General features: G+C 74.4%; 24 protein-coding genes and 1 pseudogene. 15 read left to right on the top strand and 10 right to left on the bottom strand.

What is annotated here, in order from left to right; translation table 11 throughout:
* Nucleotides 1-93 precede the first annotated feature (93 nt).
* Nucleotides 94-1,035, bottom strand: a complete 942-nt coding sequence (locus ACIBQ8_RS06630) for an alpha/beta hydrolase family protein (RefSeq protein ID WP_397191365.1) — start codon at nucleotides 1,033-1,035, stop codon at nucleotides 94-96.
* Nucleotides 1,036-1,190: 155 nt separating this feature from the next.
* Between ACIBQ8_RS06630 and ACIBQ8_RS06635 the strand changes: the two genes are divergently transcribed.
* Nucleotides 1,191-1,751, top strand: a complete 561-nt coding sequence (locus ACIBQ8_RS06635; RefSeq protein ID WP_397191366.1) for a TetR/AcrR family transcriptional regulator — start codon at nucleotides 1,191-1,193, stop codon at nucleotides 1,749-1,751.
* An 83-nt stretch (nucleotides 1,752-1,834) separates the two neighbouring features.
* Nucleotides 1,835-2,437 (top strand): dihydrofolate reductase family protein, encoded by a 603-nt coding sequence (locus tag ACIBQ8_RS06640; RefSeq protein WP_397191367.1) that lies wholly within the window; start codon nucleotides 1,835-1,837, stop codon nucleotides 2,435-2,437.
* Between the two features lie 62 nt (nucleotides 2,438-2,499).
* On the opposite strand, the gene ACIBQ8_RS06645 is transcribed toward ACIBQ8_RS06640, so the two are convergent.
* A complete protein-coding gene (locus tag ACIBQ8_RS06645) occupies nucleotides 2,500-3,228 on the bottom strand; it encodes a TetR/AcrR family transcriptional regulator (protein ID WP_397177897.1) in 729 nt (242 codons plus the stop codon).
* 139 nt (nucleotides 3,229-3,367) lie between these two features.
* On the opposite strand from ACIBQ8_RS06645, the gene ACIBQ8_RS06650 reads away from it, so the two are divergent.
* The 5 genes from ACIBQ8_RS06650 to ACIBQ8_RS06670 all read left to right on the top strand — a co-directional run bounded on the left by ACIBQ8_RS06650 (nucleotide 3,368) and on the right by ACIBQ8_RS06670 (nucleotide 6,362).
* A complete protein-coding gene (locus ACIBQ8_RS06650; protein WP_397177898.1) occupies nucleotides 3,368-3,712 on the top strand; it encodes a hypothetical protein in 345 nt (114 codons plus the stop codon).
* 39 nt (nucleotides 3,713-3,751) lie between these two features.
* Nucleotides 3,752-4,351 carry an SRPBCC family protein gene (locus tag ACIBQ8_RS06655; RefSeq protein WP_397177899.1) on the top strand — a complete coding sequence of 200 codons (600 nt, stop codon included), beginning with the start codon at nucleotides 3,752-3,754 and terminating at the stop codon, nucleotides 4,349-4,351.
* Between the two features lie 107 nt (nucleotides 4,352-4,458).
* Nucleotides 4,459-5,373 carry an RNA polymerase sigma-70 factor gene (locus ACIBQ8_RS06660; protein ID WP_397191369.1) on the top strand — a complete coding sequence of 305 codons (915 nt, stop codon included), beginning with the start codon at nucleotides 4,459-4,461 and terminating at the stop codon, nucleotides 5,371-5,373.
* Between the two features lie 57 nt (nucleotides 5,374-5,430).
* Nucleotides 5,431-5,850: an HIT family protein gene (locus ACIBQ8_RS06665; RefSeq protein ID WP_397191370.1), complete on the top strand. Its 420-nt coding sequence runs from the start codon at nucleotides 5,431-5,433 to the stop codon at nucleotides 5,848-5,850.
* Between the two features lie 74 nt (nucleotides 5,851-5,924).
* Nucleotides 5,925-6,362, top strand: coding sequence for a GNAT family N-acetyltransferase (locus ACIBQ8_RS06670; RefSeq protein WP_397191371.1), 438 nt, complete (start codon nucleotides 5,925-5,927; stop codon nucleotides 6,360-6,362).
* 29 nt (nucleotides 6,363-6,391) lie between these two features.
* Here the strand turns inward: ACIBQ8_RS06670 and ACIBQ8_RS06675 are convergent, their stop codons facing one another.
* Nucleotides 6,392-7,216: an alpha/beta hydrolase family protein gene (locus ACIBQ8_RS06675; RefSeq protein WP_397191372.1), complete on the bottom strand. Its 825-nt coding sequence runs from the start codon at nucleotides 7,214-7,216 to the stop codon at nucleotides 6,392-6,394.
* Between the two features lie 81 nt (nucleotides 7,217-7,297).
* Here ACIBQ8_RS06675 and ACIBQ8_RS06680 point away from each other — a divergent pair, with 81 nt between their 5' ends.
* The 4 genes and pseudogenes from ACIBQ8_RS06680 to ACIBQ8_RS06695 all read left to right on the top strand — a co-directional run bounded on the left by ACIBQ8_RS06680 (nucleotide 7,298) and on the right by ACIBQ8_RS06695 (nucleotide 9,885).
* Nucleotides 7,298-7,915 carry a TetR/AcrR family transcriptional regulator gene (locus ACIBQ8_RS06680; protein ID WP_397191373.1) on the top strand — a complete coding sequence of 206 codons (618 nt, stop codon included), beginning with the start codon at nucleotides 7,298-7,300 and terminating at the stop codon, nucleotides 7,913-7,915.
* 464 nt (nucleotides 7,916-8,379) lie between these two features.
* Nucleotides 8,380-8,847: pseudogene (locus ACIBQ8_RS06685) on the top strand (alcohol dehydrogenase catalytic domain-containing protein); the annotation flags it as partial.
* A gap of 98 nt (nucleotides 8,848-8,945) precedes the next feature.
* A complete protein-coding gene (locus tag ACIBQ8_RS06690; RefSeq protein WP_397177905.1) occupies nucleotides 8,946-9,482 on the top strand; it encodes a dihydrofolate reductase family protein in 537 nt (178 codons plus the stop codon).
* Between the two features lies 1 nt (nucleotide 9,483).
* On the top strand, nucleotides 9,484-9,885 hold the full coding sequence (locus tag ACIBQ8_RS06695; RefSeq protein WP_397177906.1) for a hypothetical protein: 402 nt from the start codon (nucleotides 9,484-9,486) through the stop codon (nucleotides 9,883-9,885).
* Nucleotides 9,886-10,008: 123 nt separating this feature from the next.
* Here ACIBQ8_RS06695 and ACIBQ8_RS06700 read toward each other — a convergent pair whose 3' ends face one another.
* Nucleotides 10,009-10,476, bottom strand: coding sequence for a GNAT family N-acetyltransferase (locus ACIBQ8_RS06700; protein WP_397191374.1), 468 nt, complete (start codon nucleotides 10,474-10,476; stop codon nucleotides 10,009-10,011).
* 197 nt (nucleotides 10,477-10,673) lie between these two features.
* Between ACIBQ8_RS06700 and ACIBQ8_RS06705 the strand changes: the two genes are divergently transcribed.
* Nucleotides 10,674-10,958, top strand: coding sequence for a hypothetical protein (locus ACIBQ8_RS06705; protein WP_397191375.1), 285 nt, complete (start codon nucleotides 10,674-10,676; stop codon nucleotides 10,956-10,958).
* Nucleotides 10,959-11,117: 159 nt separating this feature from the next.
* On the top strand, nucleotides 11,118-11,549 hold the full coding sequence (locus ACIBQ8_RS06710; RefSeq protein ID WP_397191376.1) for an SRPBCC family protein: 432 nt from the start codon (nucleotides 11,118-11,120) through the stop codon (nucleotides 11,547-11,549).
* On the opposite strand, the gene ACIBQ8_RS06715 is transcribed toward ACIBQ8_RS06710, so the two are convergent.
* Both ACIBQ8_RS06715 and ACIBQ8_RS06720 read right to left on the bottom strand, forming a co-directional pair.
* Entirely contained in the window at nucleotides 11,546-12,217 is a 672-nt protein-coding gene (locus ACIBQ8_RS06715; protein ID WP_397191377.1) for a response regulator, read from the bottom strand. The genes ACIBQ8_RS06710 and ACIBQ8_RS06715 overlap by 4 nt on opposite strands.
* Nucleotides 12,210-13,322 carry a sensor histidine kinase gene (locus ACIBQ8_RS06720; RefSeq protein WP_397191378.1) on the bottom strand — a complete coding sequence of 371 codons (1,113 nt, stop codon included), beginning with the start codon at nucleotides 13,320-13,322 and terminating at the stop codon, nucleotides 12,210-12,212. Before ACIBQ8_RS06720 ends, ACIBQ8_RS06715 begins: the two co-directional genes overlap by 8 nt.
* Nucleotides 13,323-13,727: 405 nt before the next feature.
* Between ACIBQ8_RS06720 and ACIBQ8_RS06725 the strand changes: the two genes are divergently transcribed.
* A complete protein-coding gene (locus ACIBQ8_RS06725; RefSeq protein WP_397191379.1) occupies nucleotides 13,728-14,825 on the top strand; it encodes a hypothetical protein in 1,098 nt (365 codons plus the stop codon).
* Between the two features lie 50 nt (nucleotides 14,826-14,875).
* On the opposite strand, the gene ACIBQ8_RS06730 is transcribed toward ACIBQ8_RS06725, so the two are convergent.
* Nucleotides 14,876-15,574, bottom strand: coding sequence for a gamma-glutamyl-gamma-aminobutyrate hydrolase family protein (locus ACIBQ8_RS06730; RefSeq protein WP_397191380.1), 699 nt, complete (start codon nucleotides 15,572-15,574; stop codon nucleotides 14,876-14,878).
* A 71-nt stretch (nucleotides 15,575-15,645) separates the two neighbouring features.
* On the opposite strand from ACIBQ8_RS06730, the gene ACIBQ8_RS06735 reads away from it, so the two are divergent.
* Entirely contained in the window at nucleotides 15,646-16,509 is an 864-nt protein-coding gene (locus ACIBQ8_RS06735; protein WP_397191381.1) for a LysR family transcriptional regulator, read from the top strand.
* A 39-nt stretch (nucleotides 16,510-16,548) separates the two neighbouring features.
* On the opposite strand, the gene ACIBQ8_RS06740 is transcribed toward ACIBQ8_RS06735, so the two are convergent.
* The 3 genes from ACIBQ8_RS06740 to ACIBQ8_RS06750 form a co-directional block, all read right to left on the bottom strand.
* Entirely contained in the window at nucleotides 16,549-17,880 is a 1,332-nt protein-coding gene (locus tag ACIBQ8_RS06740; RefSeq protein WP_397174235.1) for a serine hydrolase domain-containing protein, read from the bottom strand.
* 87 nt (nucleotides 17,881-17,967) lie between these two features.
* Nucleotides 17,968-18,657, bottom strand: coding sequence for a response regulator (locus tag ACIBQ8_RS06745; protein WP_397191382.1), 690 nt, complete (start codon nucleotides 18,655-18,657; stop codon nucleotides 17,968-17,970).
* Nucleotides 18,654-19,994: a sensor histidine kinase gene (locus tag ACIBQ8_RS06750; RefSeq protein WP_397191383.1), complete on the bottom strand. Its 1,341-nt coding sequence runs from the start codon at nucleotides 19,992-19,994 to the stop codon at nucleotides 18,654-18,656. The genes ACIBQ8_RS06745 and ACIBQ8_RS06750 overlap by 4 nt, the downstream gene beginning before the upstream one ends.
* Nucleotides 19,995-20,026: the final 32 nt, after the last annotated feature.

Below are 20,026 nucleotides of genomic sequence, written 5' to 3' on the forward strand. Positions count from 1 at the left end.
GGCGACTGGACCGGGCGGCTCTACCGTTCGGCCTGGGGGCGCCCGTGCGCTGTACCGTTCGCCGGGTTTCGGCCGCCCGCACGAGACCTGCGGCTACCGCCGTCCGGTCGCCTGCTCGGCCTGCCTGCCGTCGATCCGGCCCAGGGGGTGGGGGGCCGACTCCAGGGCGGCGCGGGCGGCGGGCCAGGCGGGGTCGCCGGGGTGCAGGGCGCTGCGGAGGTAGGCGGTGGTGAGCTGCTGCAGCAGGGCCAGGCGTTCGGGGCTCTCGTCGGTGGTCTCGGCGACCTGGTGTCCGGCGACGCCGCCGAGGGTGTGCTCGGCGCCGAACAGCGTCAGCAGGCTCTTGTCGCCGGGGCTGTGGTGGTAGCCGTCGGTGAACCAGTCGGGTCCGCGCGTCGTCAGGGGCGAGTCGTCCTTGTCGCCGGCGACCAGCAGGGCCGGGGTGGTCATGTACGCGAAGGCGGGGTTCATGAAGGGGAAGTGCTCGGCGGCGAAGGGTGACAGGTCCTGGCCGCCGGAGCCGGGCAGGGCGAGCAGCACGCCGGCCGTGACGCGCGGGTCGGACAGGTCCTCCCCTGGCCGGCCGGCGGCGTCCAGGATGCGGGCGCCGAGCAGCATGCTGGCGCTGTGGGCTCCCCAGGAGTGGCCGGCGACGGCGATGCGGTCGCGGTCCAGGCGTCCGGTCAGGCCCGGCAGGGCGGCTTCCAGGACGTCGAGGCCGTCGATGACGCGTCTGAGGTCCTCGACCCTGATGCGCCAGATGTGGGGGGTGCGGGGGTCGTCGGCGGGGACGGCGAGGGTGCGGGAGTCCAGGTGGGTGGGTTGCAGGACGGCGAAGCCGTGGGCGGCCCAGTGGTCGGCGAGGGGGGCGTAGCCGTCCATCGACCAGCCGTGGCCGTGGGACAGGACGACGATGGGCAGGCGGTCGCCGGTGGCGGGGGCCGAGACGCGGACCTGGAGGTCCTGGCCCCGTCCGGGGGCGGGCAGGACGACCGGCCGGACCGACACGACGGGTGCGGTGGGCGTTGCGGGCATGGTGGTGCCTTCCGGGTGTGTTGCCGCAGGTGGGCATGGGAGAGGGCAGGGCTTGGCCCTCGGGCCTCAGCTCTGGCATGATGTGCAAGCGGGACCGTGTCCCGTTTCCGACGATACGGGACCGTGTCCCGTTTAGCAATCCTGGGAGGAACGGCGTGGAGGAGTCGCGTCCCAAACGGGCCGATGCGCGGCGCAACGAGGAGAACCTGCTGCGCGCGGCCGCCGCGGTGTTCGTCGCCTCGGGCGTGGAGGCGCCGATCCGAGACATCGCGGCCGAGGCCGGCGTCGGCACCGCCACGATCTACCGCCACTTCCCCACGCGGGCCGACCTGGTCATCGCCGTCTACCGCCATCAGGTGGAGTCGTGCGCGCAGGCCGGTCCGGACCTGCTGGCCGCGGGCCCGAGCCCGTACGCGGCGCTGCGGGAGTGGATCGGACTGTTCGTCGACTTCCTGGTCACCAAGCACGGGCTGGCCGCGGTGCTCCAGCCGGACAACACCGGCTTCCAGGCGCTGCACGCCTACTTCCTCGACCGCCTGGTGCCGGTGTGCGCCGAGCTGCTGGCGGCCGCGGCGGCCGCCGGGGAGATCCGCGGCGATCTGGACGCCTTCGAGCTCATGCGCGGCGTGGGCAACCTGTGCATCGGGGCCGAGGCCGACCCCCGCTACGACGCCCGTCGCCTGGTCGGGCTCCTGGTCGCCGGGCTGGCCCGGTGAGGCCGGGAGGAAGACCTTAAGAGATCCGTAAGCCGGTCCGGCCAGACTTCAGGCACATCCCACGACGTATGGAGACAATCATCATGAGGAAGATCTGCGCGAACCTGTTCATCTCGCTCGACGGCGTCGTCCAGGACCCGGCGGACTGGCATTTCCCGTACTTCAACGACGAGATGGGCGCGGCGGTGACGGCGCAGATGGCCGACACGCTGCTGCTGGGGCGCGAGACGTACGACAGCTTCGCCGGGGCCTGGCCCGAGCGCGAGGCGGCGGGCGGCGAGGACGCCGACTTCGCCAGGACGATCGGCGACGCGCGCAAGATCGTCGTCTCCCGCCGGCCGCTGGAGTTCACCTGGCGCAACTCCGAGCAGCTCCAGGGCGACCTGGTCAAGGGTGTGAGGGAGCTGAAGGCCGAGCCGGGCGGCCCGATCGCGATGAGCGGCTCGGTCTCGGTGGTGCGGCAGCTCCTGGCAGCCGGGCTGCTGGACGAGCTGCACCTGCTGGTGCACCCGATCGCGGTGCGCAAGGGCGAGCGGCTGTTCGACGAGGGCGACCGCTCGATCCCGCTGGAGCTGGTCAGCTCGCAGACGTTCACCACGGGCGTGCTGTACCTGATCTACCGGCCGGCCGGGGCGGCCGGCGAGGGCTCCTACGACGACGCCAGGACCCACCTGCCCCAGGGGTGACGCGCCCTCGACAGGCCCGGTACCGCCTTGTACGGCGGGCCGGGCCTGTCGTGCGCGCGGGGTCAGCGGGCCAGCAGGTCGTCCAGTTCGGCGGCGAACAGCAGGGCGGGGTCGAAGCCCATGCCGGCGAAGTGGCCGGCCAGTTCCAGGGAGAGCACGCCGTGGATCCGGGTCCAGAAGCTGAGCGCCTGGTGCAGGACGGCGGGCGGGGCCGGGTGATCGCCGGCCCAGTCGCGGTGGGCGGCCAGGTGGTGGTCGAGCGGGGTCTCGGGGCGCCGGGGCGGGGCGGGGGAGGCGGCGTCGAGGAGGAGGGTCATGATCTGGGAGGAGATGGCGGTGATGTCGTCGGGGGCGTGGTAGCCGGGGACGGGGGTGCCGTAGATCAGCAGGTAGCGCTGGGGGTCGTGCAGGGCCCAGTCGCGTACGGCGTGGGCCAGCACGGCCAGCCCGCCGCCTCGGTCACTGCCTCGGTCATCGTCCCGGCCGTCGTCCCGGTCATCGCCGCGTGCGGCGTCTCCTGCGGCGTTTTCTGTGGCTTTTTCGGCGGCTGAGCGGAGGGTGTCGGCGAGGCTGCGGTAGGCGTCGCGGATGAGCTCGGTGATCAGTTCGTCGCGGTTGGCGTAGTAGCGGTAGAGCGCGGGGCCGCTCATGCCCATCTGTTTGGCGATCGCGTTGAGGGACAGCGCGGAGGCGCCCGTCGTGGCGATCTGCTGCCAGGCGTGTTCCTTGATCTCGGCACGGATCTGGGCGCGGTAGCGCTCGCGCGGGGTCGCCGTGCCGGTGTCCGTCATGCCTGTGCCGCCTTCCGCTGCTACACCCAGGAGATTTAGTTAGAGGCTATCACGAACGTTGTTGACACTCCTTTCCCTATGCGGTTATAACTTCTAACGAACGCATGAGCTTATAGCCACCCAGGTGAAGGGGAATGTCATGACCACGTACCAGCCGTCCGCCCGTCCCGCTCGCAGGACGCCGGTGGCGGTGAGCGTCGCCGCCTGGGCGGTGCCCGTCATGGTCGTCGGCCAGTTCGCGCTGCTGGCGGTCGTTCCGGTCGCGATCGTGCTGGTCGGCGCGCTGCGGCACGTCCGGGACCGGCTGGTCCGGTGGGCGGCCGTGCTGGTCGCGCTCACCTATGCGGCGCCGCTCGCCGTGTGGCTGGCCCGTCCCGGCGGTGCGCCGAGCCTGTCGAAGGACATGCACCCGGCCTTCGCCGTGCTGATCGTCGCCGCCTGCGCCGCGCTCGTCGCGGCCATCGTCCGGGCCGGACGGCGCTGACGCCCCCTTTTTCTTCGATCACTCAACGAGAGGAACACCATGTTCAGCAACGTCCGCGTCGCCTCGATCCTGATCCCGCTCGCCGTGGCCGGCGTCCTGGCGGGCAACGCCCCGGCGGCCCACGCCACCGCCGGCGCGGCCCGGTGCCAGGGTGAGGGGGTCGACGCCTCCGCCCGCATCCGCTACCGGGCCGACATCGTCATCAAGGCCCCGCTGAGCAGGATCTTCGGCCTGCAGACGCGGGTGGAGCAGTGGCCCGACTGGCAGCAGCCCGTCCTGTCCAGCAAGCGCCTCGACCACGGCCCGCTGCGCCCCGGCTCGTCGTGGCGGTGGACCACGCCCGCTCCGGCCACCGCCACCACCCCGGCCACCACCATGCACATCACCTCCACCCTCCGGCGCGTCAAGCGCGGGGCCTGCCTGCTGTGGAGCGGGCCGGCGGCCGGCACCGGCGTGCGCATCGACCGCGGCGTGCACCTGTGGACGTTCACCCAGGTCAAGGGCGGTGTGCGCGTGCACACCGAGGAGACCTGGACCGGCGGCCAGGTCGAGGCCGACGTGGACACCGCCACCAAGCTCCTGGGCGCCGGGCTGGAGGCGTGGCTGCGCGACCTGAAGGCCGCCGCGGAGTCCCGCTGACCGCCGCGCGATGTGACGGGCGCCACTGTGGTCCGATGTCACGCGGTGGCGGCGACCGGCGTCTGGTGCATGTGGCAAGGTCGAGAACCGACAGGCGGGAGCACGTGATGGACACCAGCGTCGAACCGGCGGACCAGGTGAACCAGGCCGAGCAGGCCGACAGCGCGACCCGGGCGTTCGTCGAGCATCGCAACCTGCTGTTCACCGTCGCCTACGAGATGCTGGGCTCGGCCGCCGACGCCGAGGACGTCCTGCAGGAGACCTGGCTGCGGTGGGCGTCGGTCGAGCTGGAGTCCGTACGCGACCGGCGCGCCTTCCTGGTCCGCATGGTCACCAGGAAGGCGCTGACGCGGCTGCGCACGATGCGCCGCCGCAAGGAGTCCTACGTCGGGCCGTGGCTGCCCGAGCCGCTGCTGACCTCGCCGGACGTGGCCGAGGACGTCGAGCTGGCCGAGAGCGTCTCGATGGCCATGCTGCTGGTGCTGGAGACGCTGCATCCCACCGAGCGGGCGGTGTTCGTGCTGCGCGAGGTGTTCGGGCTGGAGTACGACGAGATCGGCGAGGCCGTCGGCAAGGCCCCGGCGACGGTGCGGCAGATCGCCCACCGCGCCCGGGGGCATGTGGCCGCGCGGCGTCCCCGGGCGAGCGTCTCGGCCGAGCAGGCGGGTCAGGCGCTGGCGGCCTTCCGGAGCGCGATCGAGACCGGCGACCTGCGGCGGCTGCTCGACCTGCTGGCTCCCGACGTCGTCCTGCTCACCGACGGGGGCGGCGTGGTGCGGGCGGCGCTCGCGCCGGTCGAGGGCGCGGTCACGGTGGCGGGGGTGCTGTCCAGGATCGCCGGCACGGCCCGTCTGCGCCCGGCCCACGTCAACGGCCATCCGGCGCTGCTCGTCGAGGTCGACGGCGAGATCGACAGCGTCGTGGCGATCCGCCTGGACGGCGACCTCATCAGCGGCCTGTACGCCGTGCGCAACCCCGGCAAGTTGTCCCGAATAGGACAAGAGACCGCTGTGAGCCGCTGACGCGCAGCGCGGAAAACCGGGTGCGGCCGCCGCCTGCCGTCGCCGATCATGACCGGTATGGATACGTGCGTCTTCTGCGAGATCGTCGCCGGGCGGACCGTGGCCAGCGTGGTCCACGGCGACGACGACGTCCTGGCGATCCTCGACCATCACCCGGTCACGCCCGGTCACGTCCTGGTGATGCCGCGCGCGCACGTCGCCGGCCTGGCCGAGGCCGGTGACGCGATCGGCGGGCCGATCTGGCGGGCGGCGCGGCGGGTGGCGGCCGCGCTGCGGGCCTCGGGGCTGCGCTGCGAGGGGGTGCGGCTGTCGCTGGCGGACGGCGAGGCCGCCGGTCAGGACGTCTTCCACCTGCATCTGCACGTGGTGCCGCGCTTCGCGGGCGACGGCGTGGTGGTCGGCGCCGAGTGGCGGAGCCGCTCGCGCGCCCAGCTCGACCAGGACGCGGCACTGATCCGCGCCGCACTGCCTGCCTGATCCGCGCCGCGCGACCCCTCGGCCCCGCTGGCCTGAGGGGCCTGCCGCGCGCGGCATGTTGTTATGCTCCCCGCATGTTCCGCGAGGCCCGGCTTGAGGACTTCGAGCACATCGTCCGCCTCTACCGGCAGTTGCAGCCGGACGACCCGGATGTCGTGGACGGCTCCGATGCGGCGGTCTTCCGGCAGATCCTCGCATCCCCCGTGCTGCGCCTGTTCGTGCTCGAACTGGACGGGGACGTCGTCGCGACGACCTACCTCAACGTGATCCCCAACCTCACCCGGTCGGCCGCGCCGTACGCCGTGATCGAGAACGTCGTCGTGGAGGCGTCTCGGCGGGGCGCCGGGCTGGGCAAGCAGATCATGGCCGCCACCCTCCGGGCCGCATGGGAGGCCGGCTGTTACAAGGCGATGCTGATGACGAGCTCCCGCAGGCCGGCGACCCACGCCTTCTACCGCGCCTGCGGCTTCTCCGGCGAGGCCAAGCACGCGTACGTGGCCCGTCCCTCCTGACGGGCCGCCGCCCGGGCAGGGCGGGGCCGTCACAGGGAGCGTTCGAGGAACCCGAGGATCGTGCGGGCCAGGGTGACGCGGTGGTCGGACAGGGCGTGGTCGGTGGGGAAGAGGTGGTCTTCGAGGCGTTCGACGGGGTGTGCCCGGTAGGCGGCGACCAGGGGCTCGTGGTGCACTTCGTGCGGCGTGACGACGTCGTGGCCGGTGCCGGCGAGCAGCACCGGACGGGTGGCCAGCAGGGGCGCGAGCCGGGCCAGGCGCCAGTCGTCGCCGCCCGCCTCCATCTCCTCGACCAGCGCCTGCCCGCTGGTGCCGCGCAGGGGGGCCAGTTCGCCGTCGAACGCCTTGACGTACCCGGCCCGTGCCTCGGGGTCGGCGCGGCACAGCCCGGCGGCCACCCCGAGGTCGAACGCGGCGACGGAGGCGACGGCGGTCACGGAGGGGTCCGCCGCGGCCGTCATCAGCGCCGCGAACCCGCCCATGCTGTGGCCGACCAGGGCCAGGCGCCGCGGGTCGAGCCGGTGGGCGGCGGCCAGGCCGGGCAGCGCGGCGACGACCGCGGCGGCGTCCTCCAGCACGTGCCCCCAGGACCAGGTGCCGCCCACGCCCCATGATCCGCGGTAGTGGAACACCAGGGCGGCGTAGCCGGCGCGGCGCAGCGTCTGGGCGAGGTCGAAGTTGCGCTCGTTGCCGGGGAACCCGTGCAGCAGCACGACGACGGGGTGCGGGCCGGGCCCGGCGGGCAGGTGCAGCACGCCGAGCAGGCGCTCCCCGCCGCTGTCGAACGTCACCTGCGGCGTGGTGGCCGGGAAGTCGGGGTCGCGCGGCGGGTCTGCGGCAAGCGGGTCATACATGGATGAACTCCCCAAGATCGAACCGATCGGTACGACCCGAGACGTTAGCAGCCGATCGAACCGACCGGTACTATCCAAGCCATGCCCGTGGCCAAAGGCTCCACGATCGACCCCGCCCGCACCCGCGCCGCCATCCTGAGCGCCGCCACCGACCTGCTGTACGAGCGCGGCCTCGACGGCATCGGCGTCGCCGGGCTGTGCGCCGCGATCGGCATCTCCAAGGAGACCCTCTACCGCCACTTCGGCACCAAGGAGGGCCTGGTCGAGGCCGTCCTCCAGGCACGCAGCGACCGGGTCGCCCGCGGCCTGGCCGCCCGCGCCCGGGCCGCGGGCGACGATCCGCGCGCCCAGCTGGGCGCGGTGTTCGACGCCCTGCGCCAGTGGTACGCCGACCCGGCCTTCCGCGGCTGCGCCCTGCTGAACGCCGCCGCCCAGCACCACGCCGACCCCGTACGGGCCATCACCGCCCGCCACCTGGACCGCTACCTTGAGCTGCTGACCGGCATCGCCGAACGCGCCGGGGCCGCCGATCCGGGGCTGGTGGGGCGGCAGCTGCTGATGCTGGTCGAGGGGGCGACCGTCGTCGCGGCCCATCATGACGGCGCGGCCGCCGCCGACCACGCCCTCCAGGCCGCCCTGACCCTCCTGCACGCCACGCCCTCGCCGGTGACCGATCCGCCCGGACCGTCGCTGCGGTAGATGCCTTCGGCGAGCTCAGTGCGGTGAGGTGCGGCCGCTGGTCGCCTGGCCATCGTCCGTTCTGCAGGGCATCCACGGCCTGTCGCCGCAGCAGTACCCGCCACCACCCCGCCCGCGACCACGCCGGCCCTGGCCGGATACCCGCGGACGGCGGGGACCGCCTCCTCTCAGCTCGACGAACCCGAGCTCGCCGCCGCGCCGACGCGGTAGGCGCCGTCCGGCGAATCTCAGGGCCTTCGCAGCTCCCGGCGAAATGCCGGGCGAGAGATCCGCTCACCTGTTCCTGCCGCGCCCACCAGGGGAAAGTGCCCCGTGGGTGGGGGAACCGCGCCTGGACGCTGCCGGCGCCGGGTCCGCCGGAGCACTGACCGCCGGCCGGCGAGGCGCCTTCCCGGCGGGCCTGCGGCGCGGCGCGCCGGAAGATCCGCCGCCCTCACTGACATCTTTCGAAGGAGACACCACTCATGCGTGGAGCAGTTCTGCACGGCCCCGGCGACGTGCGCGTCGAGGACCGTCCCGACCCGGCGCTCGTCCGGCCCACCGACGCGGTCATCCGCGTCACCGCCACATGCGTGTGCGGCTCGGACCTGTGGCCCTACCGGGGCGTGGACAGGTCCGACGCGCCGGCGCCGATGGGACACGAGTACGTCGGCGTGGTCGAGCAGGTCGGCGACCAGGTCGAGACGATCAAGCCAGGCGACTTCGTCGTCGGGTCGTTCTTCGCCTCCGACAACACCTGCGAGATCTGCCGGGCCGGCTACCAGTCCCGCTGCGTGCACGCCGAACCGATCGGCGCGGTCGCCGCCGAGGCCGGGCCCGGCAAGATCGTCGCCGTCGTGGGCGACGGCGCGGTCGGCCTGCTCGGCGCCGAACGCATCGTCGCCTTCAGCCGCCACGCCGACCGGCAGAAGCTCGCCCTGGAGTTCGGCGCCCGGCCCGAGAGCGCACTTCGGACAATCGAAGTCGTCTTGACAACTTCATTTGTCGGTGGGAGGGTTGAGGCACCTCAGGAACTCAAGGAGCGACAATCATGCGAAAGATCACTGCGGGCCTGTTCATCTCCCTCGACGGCGTCGTCGAGGCCCCCGACACCTGGCACTTCCCGTACTTCAACGACGAGATGGGCCAGTCGGTCGGCGCGCAGATGCAGGCCGCCGACGCCATGCTGCTGGGCCGGCACACCTACGAGGAGTTCGCCGGCTACTGGCCGCACCAGGACCCCGAGAAGGAGCCGATGGCCGAGGCGATGAACAACTCGACCAAGTACGTCGTCTCCACCACGCTGACCTCGCCGTCCTGGCAGAACACCGAGGTCGTGAGCCTGGCCGACCTGGCGGCGCTGCGGGAGGGCGCCGGCGGGAACATCTCGGTCGTCGGCAGCGCCACCCTGGTCGTCTCGCTGCTGCGCGAGGGCCTGCTCGACGAGCTCAACCTGCTGCTCCACCCGATCGTCGTCGGCTCGGGCAAGCGGCTGTTCGACGACGTGCGCGAGCAGATCCCGCTCACCCTGACCACCTCCACCACCTTCAGCACCGGCGTGCTGAACCTCATCTACACGAGGGCATGACATGGCCGCCAAGACCGTCGCCGACAAGCTGCTCATCAAGCCGGCGACCGCCGTGTGGGTCTCCGACCCCGCCCGTCGGCCGCTCCTGGGGCCGCTGCCCGAGGGCGCCGGCGAGGCCGGATCGGTCAAGGAGGCGGACGTCGCGCTGATCTTCGCCTCCGACGCCGCCGCGGCCCGCCGGATCCTGGACGAGCACCGCGGCGACATCACCACGCCGCCCGTGGTCTGGGTCGCCTACCCCAAGGGCAACACGTCCGACATCAACCGCGACACGCTGTGGCCCATCGTCGGCGAGTACGGGCTGCGTCCCAACGGCCAGGTCGCGGTGGACGAGATGTGGTCGGCGCTACGCTTCCGCGCCCTGAAGGACGGCGAACCCCCCTTCACGGGCGGCCGCAGCTGACCCCACCCGCCACCCGACAGCCACCCGCCCGCAAGCCGCCACCGCCGAGCTCACGCCCAACGGCGGCCCACGCCCCGGCGGGCACGCTCACGCCGCAAACGGGCCCGGCCCCCGCCTGACCGGTCAGGCGGACAGGTCGTCGCCCAGCACCAGCAGCAGATGCTCGTCCTGGCCGTGCCGGACCGTGCCGGCGTGCCGGAACCCGTGGCGTTCCAGCAGCCGCACCGAGCCGGTGTTGCCCGCGTAAGGGTCGGCGTACAGGGGCCTGGTCTTCTCCTCCGCCAGGAACAGCCCCAGAGCCGCGGTGCCGACGCCGCGCCCCCAGAAGGGGCGGCCCAGCCAGTAGCCGACGAACCGCCGCCCGCCCTCCCGCCAGGACACCACGTTCCCGGCCACCTCGCCCCCGACCGTGACCGCGCGCACCAGGACGGTGGGATCGCCGAGGACCCGGGTGGTCCAGTGGGTCATGAAGGCCGCCCGCTCGCGAGGGGCGAACCGGGACCGCCGGACGGCCTCCTCGTCGTGCTCCTGCTCCAGGAACACCTCCAGATCGGCCTGCAGGACGGGCCGCAGCCGCACGTCATCGCTCATGCCCGCCGAGTGTGCCACCAGGCTCCGACAGTTCCGGCGGACCCGCCTTCCGCGCCGCGATTTCCCTCACCCAACGTGATCGCAGCCCTGCCGTTGGGCTGCTGACCGGGGATTTTACCCGGCCATCGAGCTTCACGGAGAGTGACATGGGGTAGTCACGGTGCAGAGTCGCCCGCTCGGGCAGGGAGGAGGAGCGCATGACAGGCACAGCCGTCAGCGGGCCGGGGACCGTCGTCGAGGTGCCGACGGTCACGCCCGCCGGCGGCGTCGTCGCGGCTCGGGCCGCGACGGGCACGGGCACGTCCCCGGTCAGGGCCGCGAGCCGCTGCGGTCACCACGGTCACCCCGACGGTCACCCCCATGACGCGGGGCCGGCCGTTGTCCGCAGCGCAACCGCGTACCGCCCGGCCGGCCGCGCACGGCCGTACCTCACCGCGTACGGCCCGGCCGGTCACGGCGGGAGCTCCTCGCCGGGGTCGTGATCCCGATGCCGGTCCCGCCGCCGGGTCTGACTTCCCCAGTCCTCAGCCCGGCGGCGGGACCTTCACATGCCCCCCGAACCCGGGGCGGGTTCGTCCGGCCGGATGATGAGCACGTACCTCATGTCCCGACGGAGGGACCGGCACACGAGGAGGCCAGCGATGAGACCGGTGTACGCGGGCGCGGCGGTGGAGGTGGCCGCGCGGCCGGAGGAGGTGTTCGCGCTGATCACCGACTGGCCGCGGCACCGCGAATGGATGTTCATGACGTCGGCGCGGCAGGTGGGCGAGCGCCACGTGGAGGCCTACACCGGGGTGCGGCCGGTGGGGTTCCTGGACACGATGACGATCGTGGCCTTCGAGCCGCCGTCGTACGTGCTGATGGAGCACACCGGGCGGCTGGTGCGCGGGCGGGGCGCGATCCGGGTGCGGCCGTGGCGGGGCGGCAGCCGGGTGATCTGGGCCGAGGAGCTGCTGCTGCCGCTGGGCGCGGCGGGCCGGGCGTTGTGGCCGGCGGGACGCCCGGTCGTGACGGCCCTGGCCCGCCATTCGCTGCGCAGGCTGGCGCGGCTGCTGGAGGCGCCGGCCCGCTAGGTGGCGTCGTGGACGACCAGGGCCAGCTGCACCCGGTTGTCCAGGCCCGCCTTGGTCAGGATGCGCGAGATGTAGCCCTTGACGGTGCCCACGCTCATGTGCAGCTCGCCGGCGATGACCGCGTTGGGCTTGCCCTGCCCGACGGCGAGCGCCACCTCGCGCTCACGTTCGCTGAGGGCCGACAGCACGCGGCGGGCCTCGGCGCGCCGCTGGTCGTCCTCCTCGGGCATCAGGTGGGCGATCAGGCGGCGGGTGACGCTGGGCGACAGGCTGGGCTCGCCGGCCGCCACCCGCCTGATGGCCTCGACGATGCCCTCGGGCGGGGTGTCCTTGAGCAGGAACCCGCCGGCTCCGGCGCGCAGCGCCCGCAGCACGTGCTCGTCGGCGTCGAAGGTGGTCAGGATGATGACCTGCGGGGCGCCGGTGCGGGCGCGCAGCCGCCGGGTGGCCTCGATGCCGTCGAGGCCGGCCATGCGGATGTCCATCAGCACCACGTCGGGGGAGTGCTCGCCGACCGCGGCCTGGACCTGCCCGCCGTCGGCCACGGCTCCGACCACGCGCAGGTCGGGGGCGCCCTTGAGCATCAGGGTCAGCCCGGTGCGGACGAGCGCGTCGTCGTCGACGATCAGCACCCGGATCGGGCCGGGCTCACTCCGCGACTCATCCACGGGGCCATGGTAGCCGTGCGGCCAGCCGGAAACCGCCGTCGCCGGCCGGTCCGCGGTCCAGCCGGCCGCCGGCCAGGGTGACGCGTTCCTCCAGGCCGGCCAGCCCCGCTCCGGCGCCGGTGGCGGCCAGTTCCGCCCGCGGCCCGGCGGGCGGCGGGTTGCGCACCTCGACGGTCAGCTCCCGGCCGGCCGTGCCGCGCACCTCGACGGTGACGGTCCTGCCGGGAGCGTGCTTGCGGGCGTTGGTCAGGCCCTCCTGGACGACGCGGTAGGCGGTGCGCCGGGTCGGCTCGGGCAGGTCGGCGAAGCGTATGCCGTGTTCGCGCAGGTCGATGCGCATCCCGGCCTGCCGCGACTCCGTCACCAGCGGCTCCAGCCCGCCCGGCGGCCCCTCCGCGGCCGGCGGGGCCGGGGCGGGCTGGTCGCCGGGGTGGCGGCGCAGCACGCCGATGACGCCGCGCAGCTCCTGCAGCGCCTGGTGGGCGCTGGCCCGGATGACCTCGGCCGTCTCGGCGACCTCGGCGGGCGTGGCGGCGGCGTTGAAGCGCAGCGCGCCGGCGTGCACGGCCAGCAGCGACAGCCGGTGGGCCAGGACGTCGTGCATCTCGCGGGCGATGTCCAGGCGTTCGGCCCGGCGCGCCTCCTCGGCGCGTTGCCGCTGGTCGGCCTCGGCGCGGCGGGCGCGTTCTGCCAGCGAGGCCAGCAGTTGCCGGCGGGTCCTGGCCAGGATGCCCCAGCCGGTGACGGCCCCGCCGAACAGCACCGCGACCAGCGCCCACACCGGGTACGGCGCCAGCCCCGGCGGACGCAGGGCGAACCTGGCCAGCGACGCGGCCACCCACGCCACCCCGACGGCCACGGCCACGGGCGGACGCCGGTAGAGCGCGACGACCAGCGTGGCGATCCCGGCGGCGACCGACGCGGCGGCGGCCGGGATCGCCAGCACGACGGCGGCCAGCCCGGCGGCCACCGGACGGCGGCGGCACCACCACAGCGCCGCGCACGCCGCCGCGCCTCCCGTGACGTCGGCCCACAGGTACCAGCCGGGGGTGCCGGGGGCGAGATCCCCCCAGGCCACGGAGACGGCGCCGGCCAGGGCGAACACGACCCCTCCGGCGACCGCGGCCCGCTCCCGCCGCGACCGCCCGCCGTCTTGCCTGCCGTTTTGGCCGCTGTTTCGGCCGCCGTCTTGCCTGCTGTCTTGGCCTCTGTCTTGCCTGCGGTCTTGCGCGCTGTCTTGGTTGTCGCCGGAGCTGCCGGCCCACCGCGCCCACCGCGCCCGCCATGTCTGCCTGGTGCGCCCGGTCTGGTCGGCCTGTTTCTCGTCGCCCGTCTGCGGGCTGTTCGCCCCGAACACCATGGCCGATCGTAGCCCGCGTGCGTCGTGCCGGGCGGCAACCGTGGTCACCGGCCGTGGCAACCAAAGTCGTCACCGGTGCACGACCGCGGTGGCCACGTACCGGCCGCAAGGCAGCAGCGCCGCCCCCGCGCAAGACGGGAACGTGGGGGCATGGTCTCCCTTCAGGCACGCGGCCGGTGGGCCGCGCTCGTACTGGCCGGGCTCACGCCGGTCGTCGCCGAGCTCACGCTGGGCAATCCGCCGCTGCGCCAGGCGTGGCTGCTGCTGGTGTGGACGCCGATCTACGGCGCGGGCACCGTCCTGATCCGCGAGCTGGTACGCCGTGCCGGTCGCGGGTGGGGGTCGGTGCTGCTGCTGGGGGCGGCGTACGGGATCGTGGAGGAGGGGCTGGCGCTGCAGGCGCTGACCAGCCCCACCCTGTACGGCGCGGCGGGGTGGGCGCCGCGCGTCCTGGGCCTCAACAGCGCCTACACCGAGCTGAACATCCCTTACCACGCGGTGTTCAGCGTGGCGCTGCCGATCCTGCTGGCCGACCTGCTGTTCCCGGCGCTGCGCCACCGCCCCTACCTGGGACGGGCCGGGCTGGTGACGGCGGGCGTGGTGTTCGTGCTGGGGGCGCTGCTGCTGCGCTGGACGGCGGCCTTCATGGACCCCGGCTACCTGGCGCCGTGGCCGGCCCAGGCGGGGTTGCTGCTGGCGGTGGCGGCGCTGGCCGTCACGGCGTTGCGGCTCGTCCCGCCGTCGTCGGGCGCGCCGTCGTCCGGTGCGCCGTCGTCGGGTCCGCTGCCGTCGAGCGCGCTGCCGTCGGGCACTCGGGCCGGGGAGTCGGCGGGGGTGCCTGTTCCGGCGCTGGTGGCGGTGGGGGGCGGGGTCGTCGCGTTCGGGTATCTGGCGCTGCTGTTCCCCTTCGGCGGGGCCCGGCATCCGGCCTTCACCCAGGGCGGCTGGGTGGCGGCGCCGATGGCGGCCGCGGCGCTGCTGGCCGTGGCGTCCGCGCTGCTCGTACGGCGGTGGGCGGCGCGCGGCGGCTGGAGCGACCGGCACAGCCTGGCGCTGGCGGGCGGCGCGCTGATCGGGCACACCGCCTTCGGCGTGCTCGCCAACGGCGAGACGCCCGCCGACCGGGTCTCGCTCACCGCGCTCGGCCTGGTGATGGCCGCTCTCCTGGCGCTGCTGGCCCGCCGTACGCGCCGCCTTTCACCACCGGCAGGAACGCGCCGGCTCTCACCACCGGCCGGTACCCGCTGACCTCCAGCCCCCGCCCGCCGTACGCGCCGACCCGCCGTACGCGCCGGCCTTCAGCGGGCCGCGGCGGCGGGCCGGGCGTGGCGCTGCACGGCGGCGGCGAACGCGGCGACCAGCGGGTGCGGACGCCGTCCGTCCCCGGCCAGCTCAGGCTGGAACAGCGTGCCGACGAAGAACGGGTGGCCGGGCAGCTCGGCCACCCGCACCATGCCGTCCTCGGCATGGCCGGAGAAGACGAGCCCGTGCTCGGCCAGCGTCTCGCGGTAGGCGTCGTTGAGGCCGTAGGAGCAGCTGTAGGCCTCGACGACGGACGTGGTCCCCATGATCTGCTCGATCCGCGAGCCGGGGGTCAGGCGTACCAGCCCCTCGTGCCCGGCCAGCGAGCACGACAGCGGCTCCAGCAGGAACGCCCCGGCGCCGGGGGTGTTCTCGGCGTGGGCGACGTCCAGCCCGCACACGTTGCGGCCGTACTCCAGCAGCATGTGCTGGAAGCCGCCGCAGGTGCCCAGGAACGGGATGCGCCGCTCGCGGGCGGTGCGGGCGGCCTGGACCGCGCCGGCCTCGCTGGCGTACGGGCTGCCGGGCATGATCCAGATGCCGTCGAAGCCGTCGAGGTCGCCGGTCTCGGTGGTGGGAATCCAGTAGGGGTCCAGGGCGATGCCGTCGCGTTCGCGCAGCGCCTCGATCAGGCGGGGGACGCGGGCGTGGGACCGGACGCCGGGTGAACGGTCTGCGACCAGGGCGATTCTCATGCCTCCCATCGTGACCTTCCCCCGCCCTTAAGCGCCAACGATGATGTCTGCACCTGCTATAAGCATTGCTGATGGACCCGAATCTGTTGCGCACGTTCGTGACGGTGGCCCGCCTGCGTTCCTTCTCGGCCGCCGCCCACGAGCTCGGCTACACCCAGTCGGCGATCTCCCAGCAGGTCGCGGCGTTGGAGGCCGATCTGGGGCTGCCTCTGCTGGGCCGCCGTCCGGTGGCGCCGACCCCGGCCGGTGAGCGGCTGCTGGAGCACGCGGGGCCGCTGCTGCTGCGCCTGCGGGCGGCGCGTGCCGACGTGCTGCGCGCGGCGGCCCAGCCGGCCCACCGGCTGCGGCTGGCCGCGACCCCGCTGGCGGTCAACGCCGTGCTGGCCGGACGGCTGGCCGAGGCGCGCGCCGCCCAGCCGCGGCTGCGGGTGGAGGTGCGCACCTGTGACCGGGACCGGCTGGCCGAGCTGCTGGCCGAGGGCGAGGCCGACCTGGGGCTGGCCGACGGCATCGCCGCGCCCAGCGACCCGCTGCGCCTGCCGGAGTCGGGCCCGATGACCACGGTGGGCGTCAGCGAGGAGGACCTGGTGGTGGCGTTGCCGCCGGGGCATCCGCTGGCGGGACGCCGGGCGTTGCGGCTGGCCGACCTCGTCGACGCCCGCTGGCTGCAGACGCCGCTGTGCCCGTTGCAGCGCCTGCGTGACCTGGCCGGTGACGGGTTCGCCGCCGCGCTGGTCTACCAGGGCGATGACGTGCACACCGTGCTCAATCTGGTGGCCGCCGGGCACGGGCTGACGCTGCTGCCGGCCTCGGCCGGGCGGGGGGTGCCGCTGGCGGCGCCGCGCCTGGTGCACCGCGTGGAGCTGGTGCACGGCGCGCTGCCGCCCGGCCCGGCCGCCACGTTGGCCAGGGCCCTGACCGGCCCGCCGGGCTGACGCCGCGGGCCGGTCTTCAAAGGGCTGCGGGTGGCGGGGTCAGGCATGCCAGCCGGTCACCCCGCCCGGCACCGGCGCGGCCGGGCCGTAGGGCTCGCGGGTGAAGATGAACGTGTTGAGGTCGAGGTGGTCGGCGGCCACGCGCAGCGTCTCGCCGGCGTAGTAGCCGTCCAGCCCGAGCCAGGTGCCGTCGTCCTGGGCCACGAACCGGGAGGCGCGCCCGCTGCCGTCGACGGGCGCCAGCGACAGCCCGCGGTCGGGCAGCAGCCGCAGCGCGTACGGCTTGGGCCCCCAGTGCCACAGCCCGGTCAGCGCCAGCAGGTCGGGGTCGGCGGGGGCGGGCTGCCATTCCTCGGGCAGGCGCGGCTCGTGCTGGTCGAGGATGTCGAGCAGGTCGGTGGGCAGGGTGCCGGTCATGCCGCTGGTGGTGTTGGCCATGAACAGCACGCCGACGCGTTCGGCCGGGTCGGCCCACACGGTGGCCAGGAAGCCGGGCATGGACCCGGTGTGCCCGGCCAGGCGGCGTCCGCCGACGCGGGCCAGTTGCAGGCCGAGCCCGTAGCCGGCGGTCCAGGAGTCGCCGTCGGCGACGCCGGCCGGTTCGCGCATCTCGGCCAGGGTGTCGGCCGACAGCACGCCGCCGGTGTCGCCGCCGACGAAGGCGGCCCAGCGGGCCAGATCGTGCGGGGTGGACCACAGCTGCCCGGCCGGGCCCATGGCCACGGCGTCGTGCTCGGGCTCGGTGAGCACCGTGTCGGCCCACGGGTGGACGGCGTAGCCGGTGGCGTGCGGGGCGCGGGGGCGGGCGGTGGTGGCGTTCATCTCCAGCGGCGCCAGCACCTCCTGGCGCACGGCCTGCTGCCAGCCGGTGCCGCGCAGCCGGGCCACCAGTTCGCCCAGCAGCGCGAACCCGACGTTGGAGTAGTGATAGAGGCGGCCGGGCCGGTGTCTGACCTGGTCGGGGCCCACCCGCTTGAGCAGGTCGGGCAGTTCCAGGCCGGGGGTGCGCTCCCACCAGTCGGTCGGCGGTTCGGCGGTCAGGCCGGAGGTGTGCGACAGCAGCTGGGCGATGGTGGCCTGCCCGGCGGCGGTGCCGGGCAGGTGGCGCTCCAGCGGGTCGGTCAGCGCGATCCTGCCCTCGTCGCGCAGCCGCATGACGGCCACGGCGACGATCGACTTGGTGATCGATCCCAGCCGGTACTGGGTGGCCGGGGTCGGCGGGCCGTCGCCGACGCGGCCGCGGCCGCCGAACCACACCGTCCGCCCGTCGCGGACGATCGCCGCCGTCAGCGACGGCACCCTGCACTCGGCCTGTTCGACGGCCAGCCTGCGCAGCAGCGCGCGGGCCGTCACCTGTCCCACCTGACTCATGGGCGACAAGACTAGCGGCGCCGGGCGGGCGCCAGGTGCGTACCTGCCGCCTCGCCGCACCTGTCACCGGTCGTGTCATGGGTCGTGTCAAAGGTCGTGCTGGTGTGGGGCGACCAGGCCGGCGTCGTAGGCGGCGATGACGAGCTGGACCCGGTCGCGGGCGCCGAGTTTGGTGAGCAGGCTGGCGATGTGGGCCTTGGCGGTGCCGGGGCTGATGTGCAGCCGGGCGGCGATCTCGGCGTTGGACAGGCCGCGTCCGGCCAGGGTCAGCACCTCGCGTTCCCGCGCGGTGACGCCCGGCAGCTCGCGCGGCACCGTGCGGGCGTCGGGGCGGGCGTCGGTGCGGGGCCCGGGGCGGGCGGCGAACTCGGCGATGAGGCGGCGGGTGACGCTGGGCGCGATCAGCGCGTCCCCGGCCGCGACCACGTGGACGGCGGACAGGATGTCCTCCAGCGCCATGTCCTTGACCAGGAACCCGCTGGCTCCGGCCCGCAGCGCGGCGTGGACGTTGGCGTCGTCGTCGAACGTGGTGAGCATGATCACGCGGGTGGCGGGGGATTCGGCGGTGATGGCCTGGGTGGCCTCGATGCCGTCCATGCCGGGCATGCGGATGTCCATCACGACGACGTCGGGGCGCAGCCGGCGGGTGAGCTGGACGGCTTGGGCCCCCGTCCCGGCCTCCCCGGCGACGACGACGTCGGCGGTGCCGTCGATGACCATGCGCAGGCCGGCGCGGATCAGCGGCTGGTCGTCGGCGAGCAGGACGCGGACGGTCACCGTGCCTCCACCTGCGGGCTCGGGCCGCCTGCGCGCACGGGGGTGGAGGGTGGCAGGGGGAGGGCGGCGGTGACGCGGAAGCCGCCCTGCGGGCGCGGCCCGGCGCTGAGGCGGCCGTCGAGCAGGGCGGCCCGCTCGCGCATGCCGGCGATCCCGTACCCGCTGCCGGGCGAGACCGCGGTGGCGGTGGTGGCGGTGGTGGCGCGTCCGTCGTCGGTGATGTCGATACGCAGCTCGCCGGGCGCGTAGTCGAGGACGACCCGGCAGTGGCGGGCGCCGGCGTGGCGGACGACGTTGGTCAGCGACTCCTGCACGATGCGGAAGGCGCACCGGTCGACGGCCTGGGGCAGCTCGCGTGGCGTGCCTTGGCGGCGTACGTCCACGTGGAGGCCGGCGGCCGTGGTCGTCGCGGCGAGCCAATCGAGGTCCGCCACCCCTGCCGCCCCCGCCAGTGCCACCTGCACCCCCACCGGCGACCCCGGCCCCAGCCCTGTTCCTGCGCCCGACCCCAGCCCCGACCCCAGCCCCGACCCCAGCCCCGGCCCCGGCTCCGGTTCCCCGGCGGCCGGGGGCTCGCGGAGCACGCCCACCATGTGCCGCAGTCCTTGCAGGGTCTGCCGGCCCGCGGCCTCGATCGCGCCGAGCGCCTGGCGGGCCTGCTCCGGCCGGGTGTCGATCACCCGGGCGCCCGCGCCGGCCTGGATGGCGATGACGCCGATGCTGTGGGCGACCATGTCGTGCAGCTCGCGCGCGATGCGCAGCCGGTCGGCCGTGACCGCCTGGAGCTCGGCCTGCGCACGTAGCGCCTGGCCGTACTCGCGTCGTTGCCGGAGCGTCGTGCCCGCCGTCCAGGCGACCACGACGCCCAGGCCGAGCAGGAGCGACAGCGCCAGGAAGCCCGGAGCGGCGACGCGCAGCCCCTGGGCCAGCAGGGTCCCGTGCCAGGCCGCCTGCTGAACGATCAGCGTGGCGGCCGCCGCGGTCAGGCCGCTGCGGCGGCTGCGGGTGGCCGTGACGAGGCAGACCAGCAGGTCGGCCGCCGGCAGCAGCGGCCAGATCCGCTCGGCGGGCTGCGCCGAGGCCACCACCACGGCCAGTTCGGCCAGCAGCACCGCCAGCACCGCGTACGGCCGCCGCCGGGCCCACACCATCGGGACGGCCGTCGCGGCGGCGAACCCGAGGTGCGCCGCGTCCACCGGCAGCGGGCTCTCGCCGTCGGTCAGCGTCACGACGTACAGCAGCGGCAGGCAGGCCGCCACGGCGCACCACGACAGCGCCGTGCGCACGCCGTGCGGCAGCCGCTGCGTCAAGGGTGGCCTGGGGGTTGGTTCGCGCACCCGGTCGATCGTAGTCACCGGTCGCCGCCGCG

Source organism: Nonomuraea sp. NPDC049646, from assembly GCF_044465525.1.
GTDB lineage: Bacteria > Actinomycetota > Actinomycetes > Streptosporangiales > Streptosporangiaceae > Nonomuraea.

Excerpts from the sequence above, each read along its gene's own strand:
- ACIBQ8_RS06630 (WP_397191365.1), bottom strand. The coding sequence starts at position 1,035 with ATGCCCGCAACGCCCACCGCACCCGTCGTGTCGGTCCGGCCGGTCGTC.
- ACIBQ8_RS06640 (WP_397191367.1), top strand. The coding sequence starts at position 1,835 with ATGAGGAAGATCTGCGCGAACCTGTTCATCTCGCTCGACGGCGTCGTC.
- ACIBQ8_RS06645 (WP_397177897.1), bottom strand. The coding sequence starts at position 3,228 with ATGACGGACACCGGCACGGCGACCCCGCGCGAGCGCTACCGCGCCCAG.
- ACIBQ8_RS06650 (WP_397177898.1), top strand. The coding sequence starts at position 3,368 with ATGACCACGTACCAGCCGTCCGCCCGTCCCGCTCGCAGGACGCCGGTG.
- ACIBQ8_RS06655 (WP_397177899.1), top strand. The coding sequence starts at position 3,752 with ATGTTCAGCAACGTCCGCGTCGCCTCGATCCTGATCCCGCTCGCCGTG.
- ACIBQ8_RS06660 (WP_397191369.1), top strand. The coding sequence starts at position 4,459 with ATGGACACCAGCGTCGAACCGGCGGACCAGGTGAACCAGGCCGAGCAG.
- ACIBQ8_RS06665 (WP_397191370.1), top strand. The coding sequence starts at position 5,431 with ATGGATACGTGCGTCTTCTGCGAGATCGTCGCCGGGCGGACCGTGGCC.
- ACIBQ8_RS06670 (WP_397191371.1), top strand. The coding sequence starts at position 5,925 with ATGTTCCGCGAGGCCCGGCTTGAGGACTTCGAGCACATCGTCCGCCTC.
- ACIBQ8_RS06675 (WP_397191372.1), bottom strand. The coding sequence starts at position 7,216 with ATGTATGACCCGCTTGCCGCAGACCCGCCGCGCGACCCCGACTTCCCG.
- ACIBQ8_RS06680 (WP_397191373.1), top strand. The coding sequence starts at position 7,298 with ATGCCCGTGGCCAAAGGCTCCACGATCGACCCCGCCCGCACCCGCGCC.
- ACIBQ8_RS06690 (WP_397177905.1), top strand. The coding sequence starts at position 8,946 with ATGCGAAAGATCACTGCGGGCCTGTTCATCTCCCTCGACGGCGTCGTC.
- ACIBQ8_RS06695 (WP_397177906.1), top strand. The coding sequence starts at position 9,484 with ATGGCCGCCAAGACCGTCGCCGACAAGCTGCTCATCAAGCCGGCGACC.
- ACIBQ8_RS06700 (WP_397191374.1), bottom strand. The coding sequence starts at position 10,476 with ATGAGCGATGACGTGCGGCTGCGGCCCGTCCTGCAGGCCGATCTGGAG.
- ACIBQ8_RS06705 (WP_397191375.1), top strand. The coding sequence starts at position 10,674 with ATGACAGGCACAGCCGTCAGCGGGCCGGGGACCGTCGTCGAGGTGCCG.
- ACIBQ8_RS06710 (WP_397191376.1), top strand. The coding sequence starts at position 11,118 with ATGAGACCGGTGTACGCGGGCGCGGCGGTGGAGGTGGCCGCGCGGCCG.
- ACIBQ8_RS06725 (WP_397191379.1), top strand. The coding sequence starts at position 13,728 with ATGGTCTCCCTTCAGGCACGCGGCCGGTGGGCCGCGCTCGTACTGGCC.
- ACIBQ8_RS06730 (WP_397191380.1), bottom strand. The coding sequence starts at position 15,574 with ATGAGAATCGCCCTGGTCGCAGACCGTTCACCCGGCGTCCGGTCCCAC.
- ACIBQ8_RS06735 (WP_397191381.1), top strand. The coding sequence starts at position 15,646 with ATGGACCCGAATCTGTTGCGCACGTTCGTGACGGTGGCCCGCCTGCGT.
- ACIBQ8_RS06740 (WP_397174235.1), bottom strand. The coding sequence starts at position 17,880 with ATGAGTCAGGTGGGACAGGTGACGGCCCGCGCGCTGCTGCGCAGGCTG.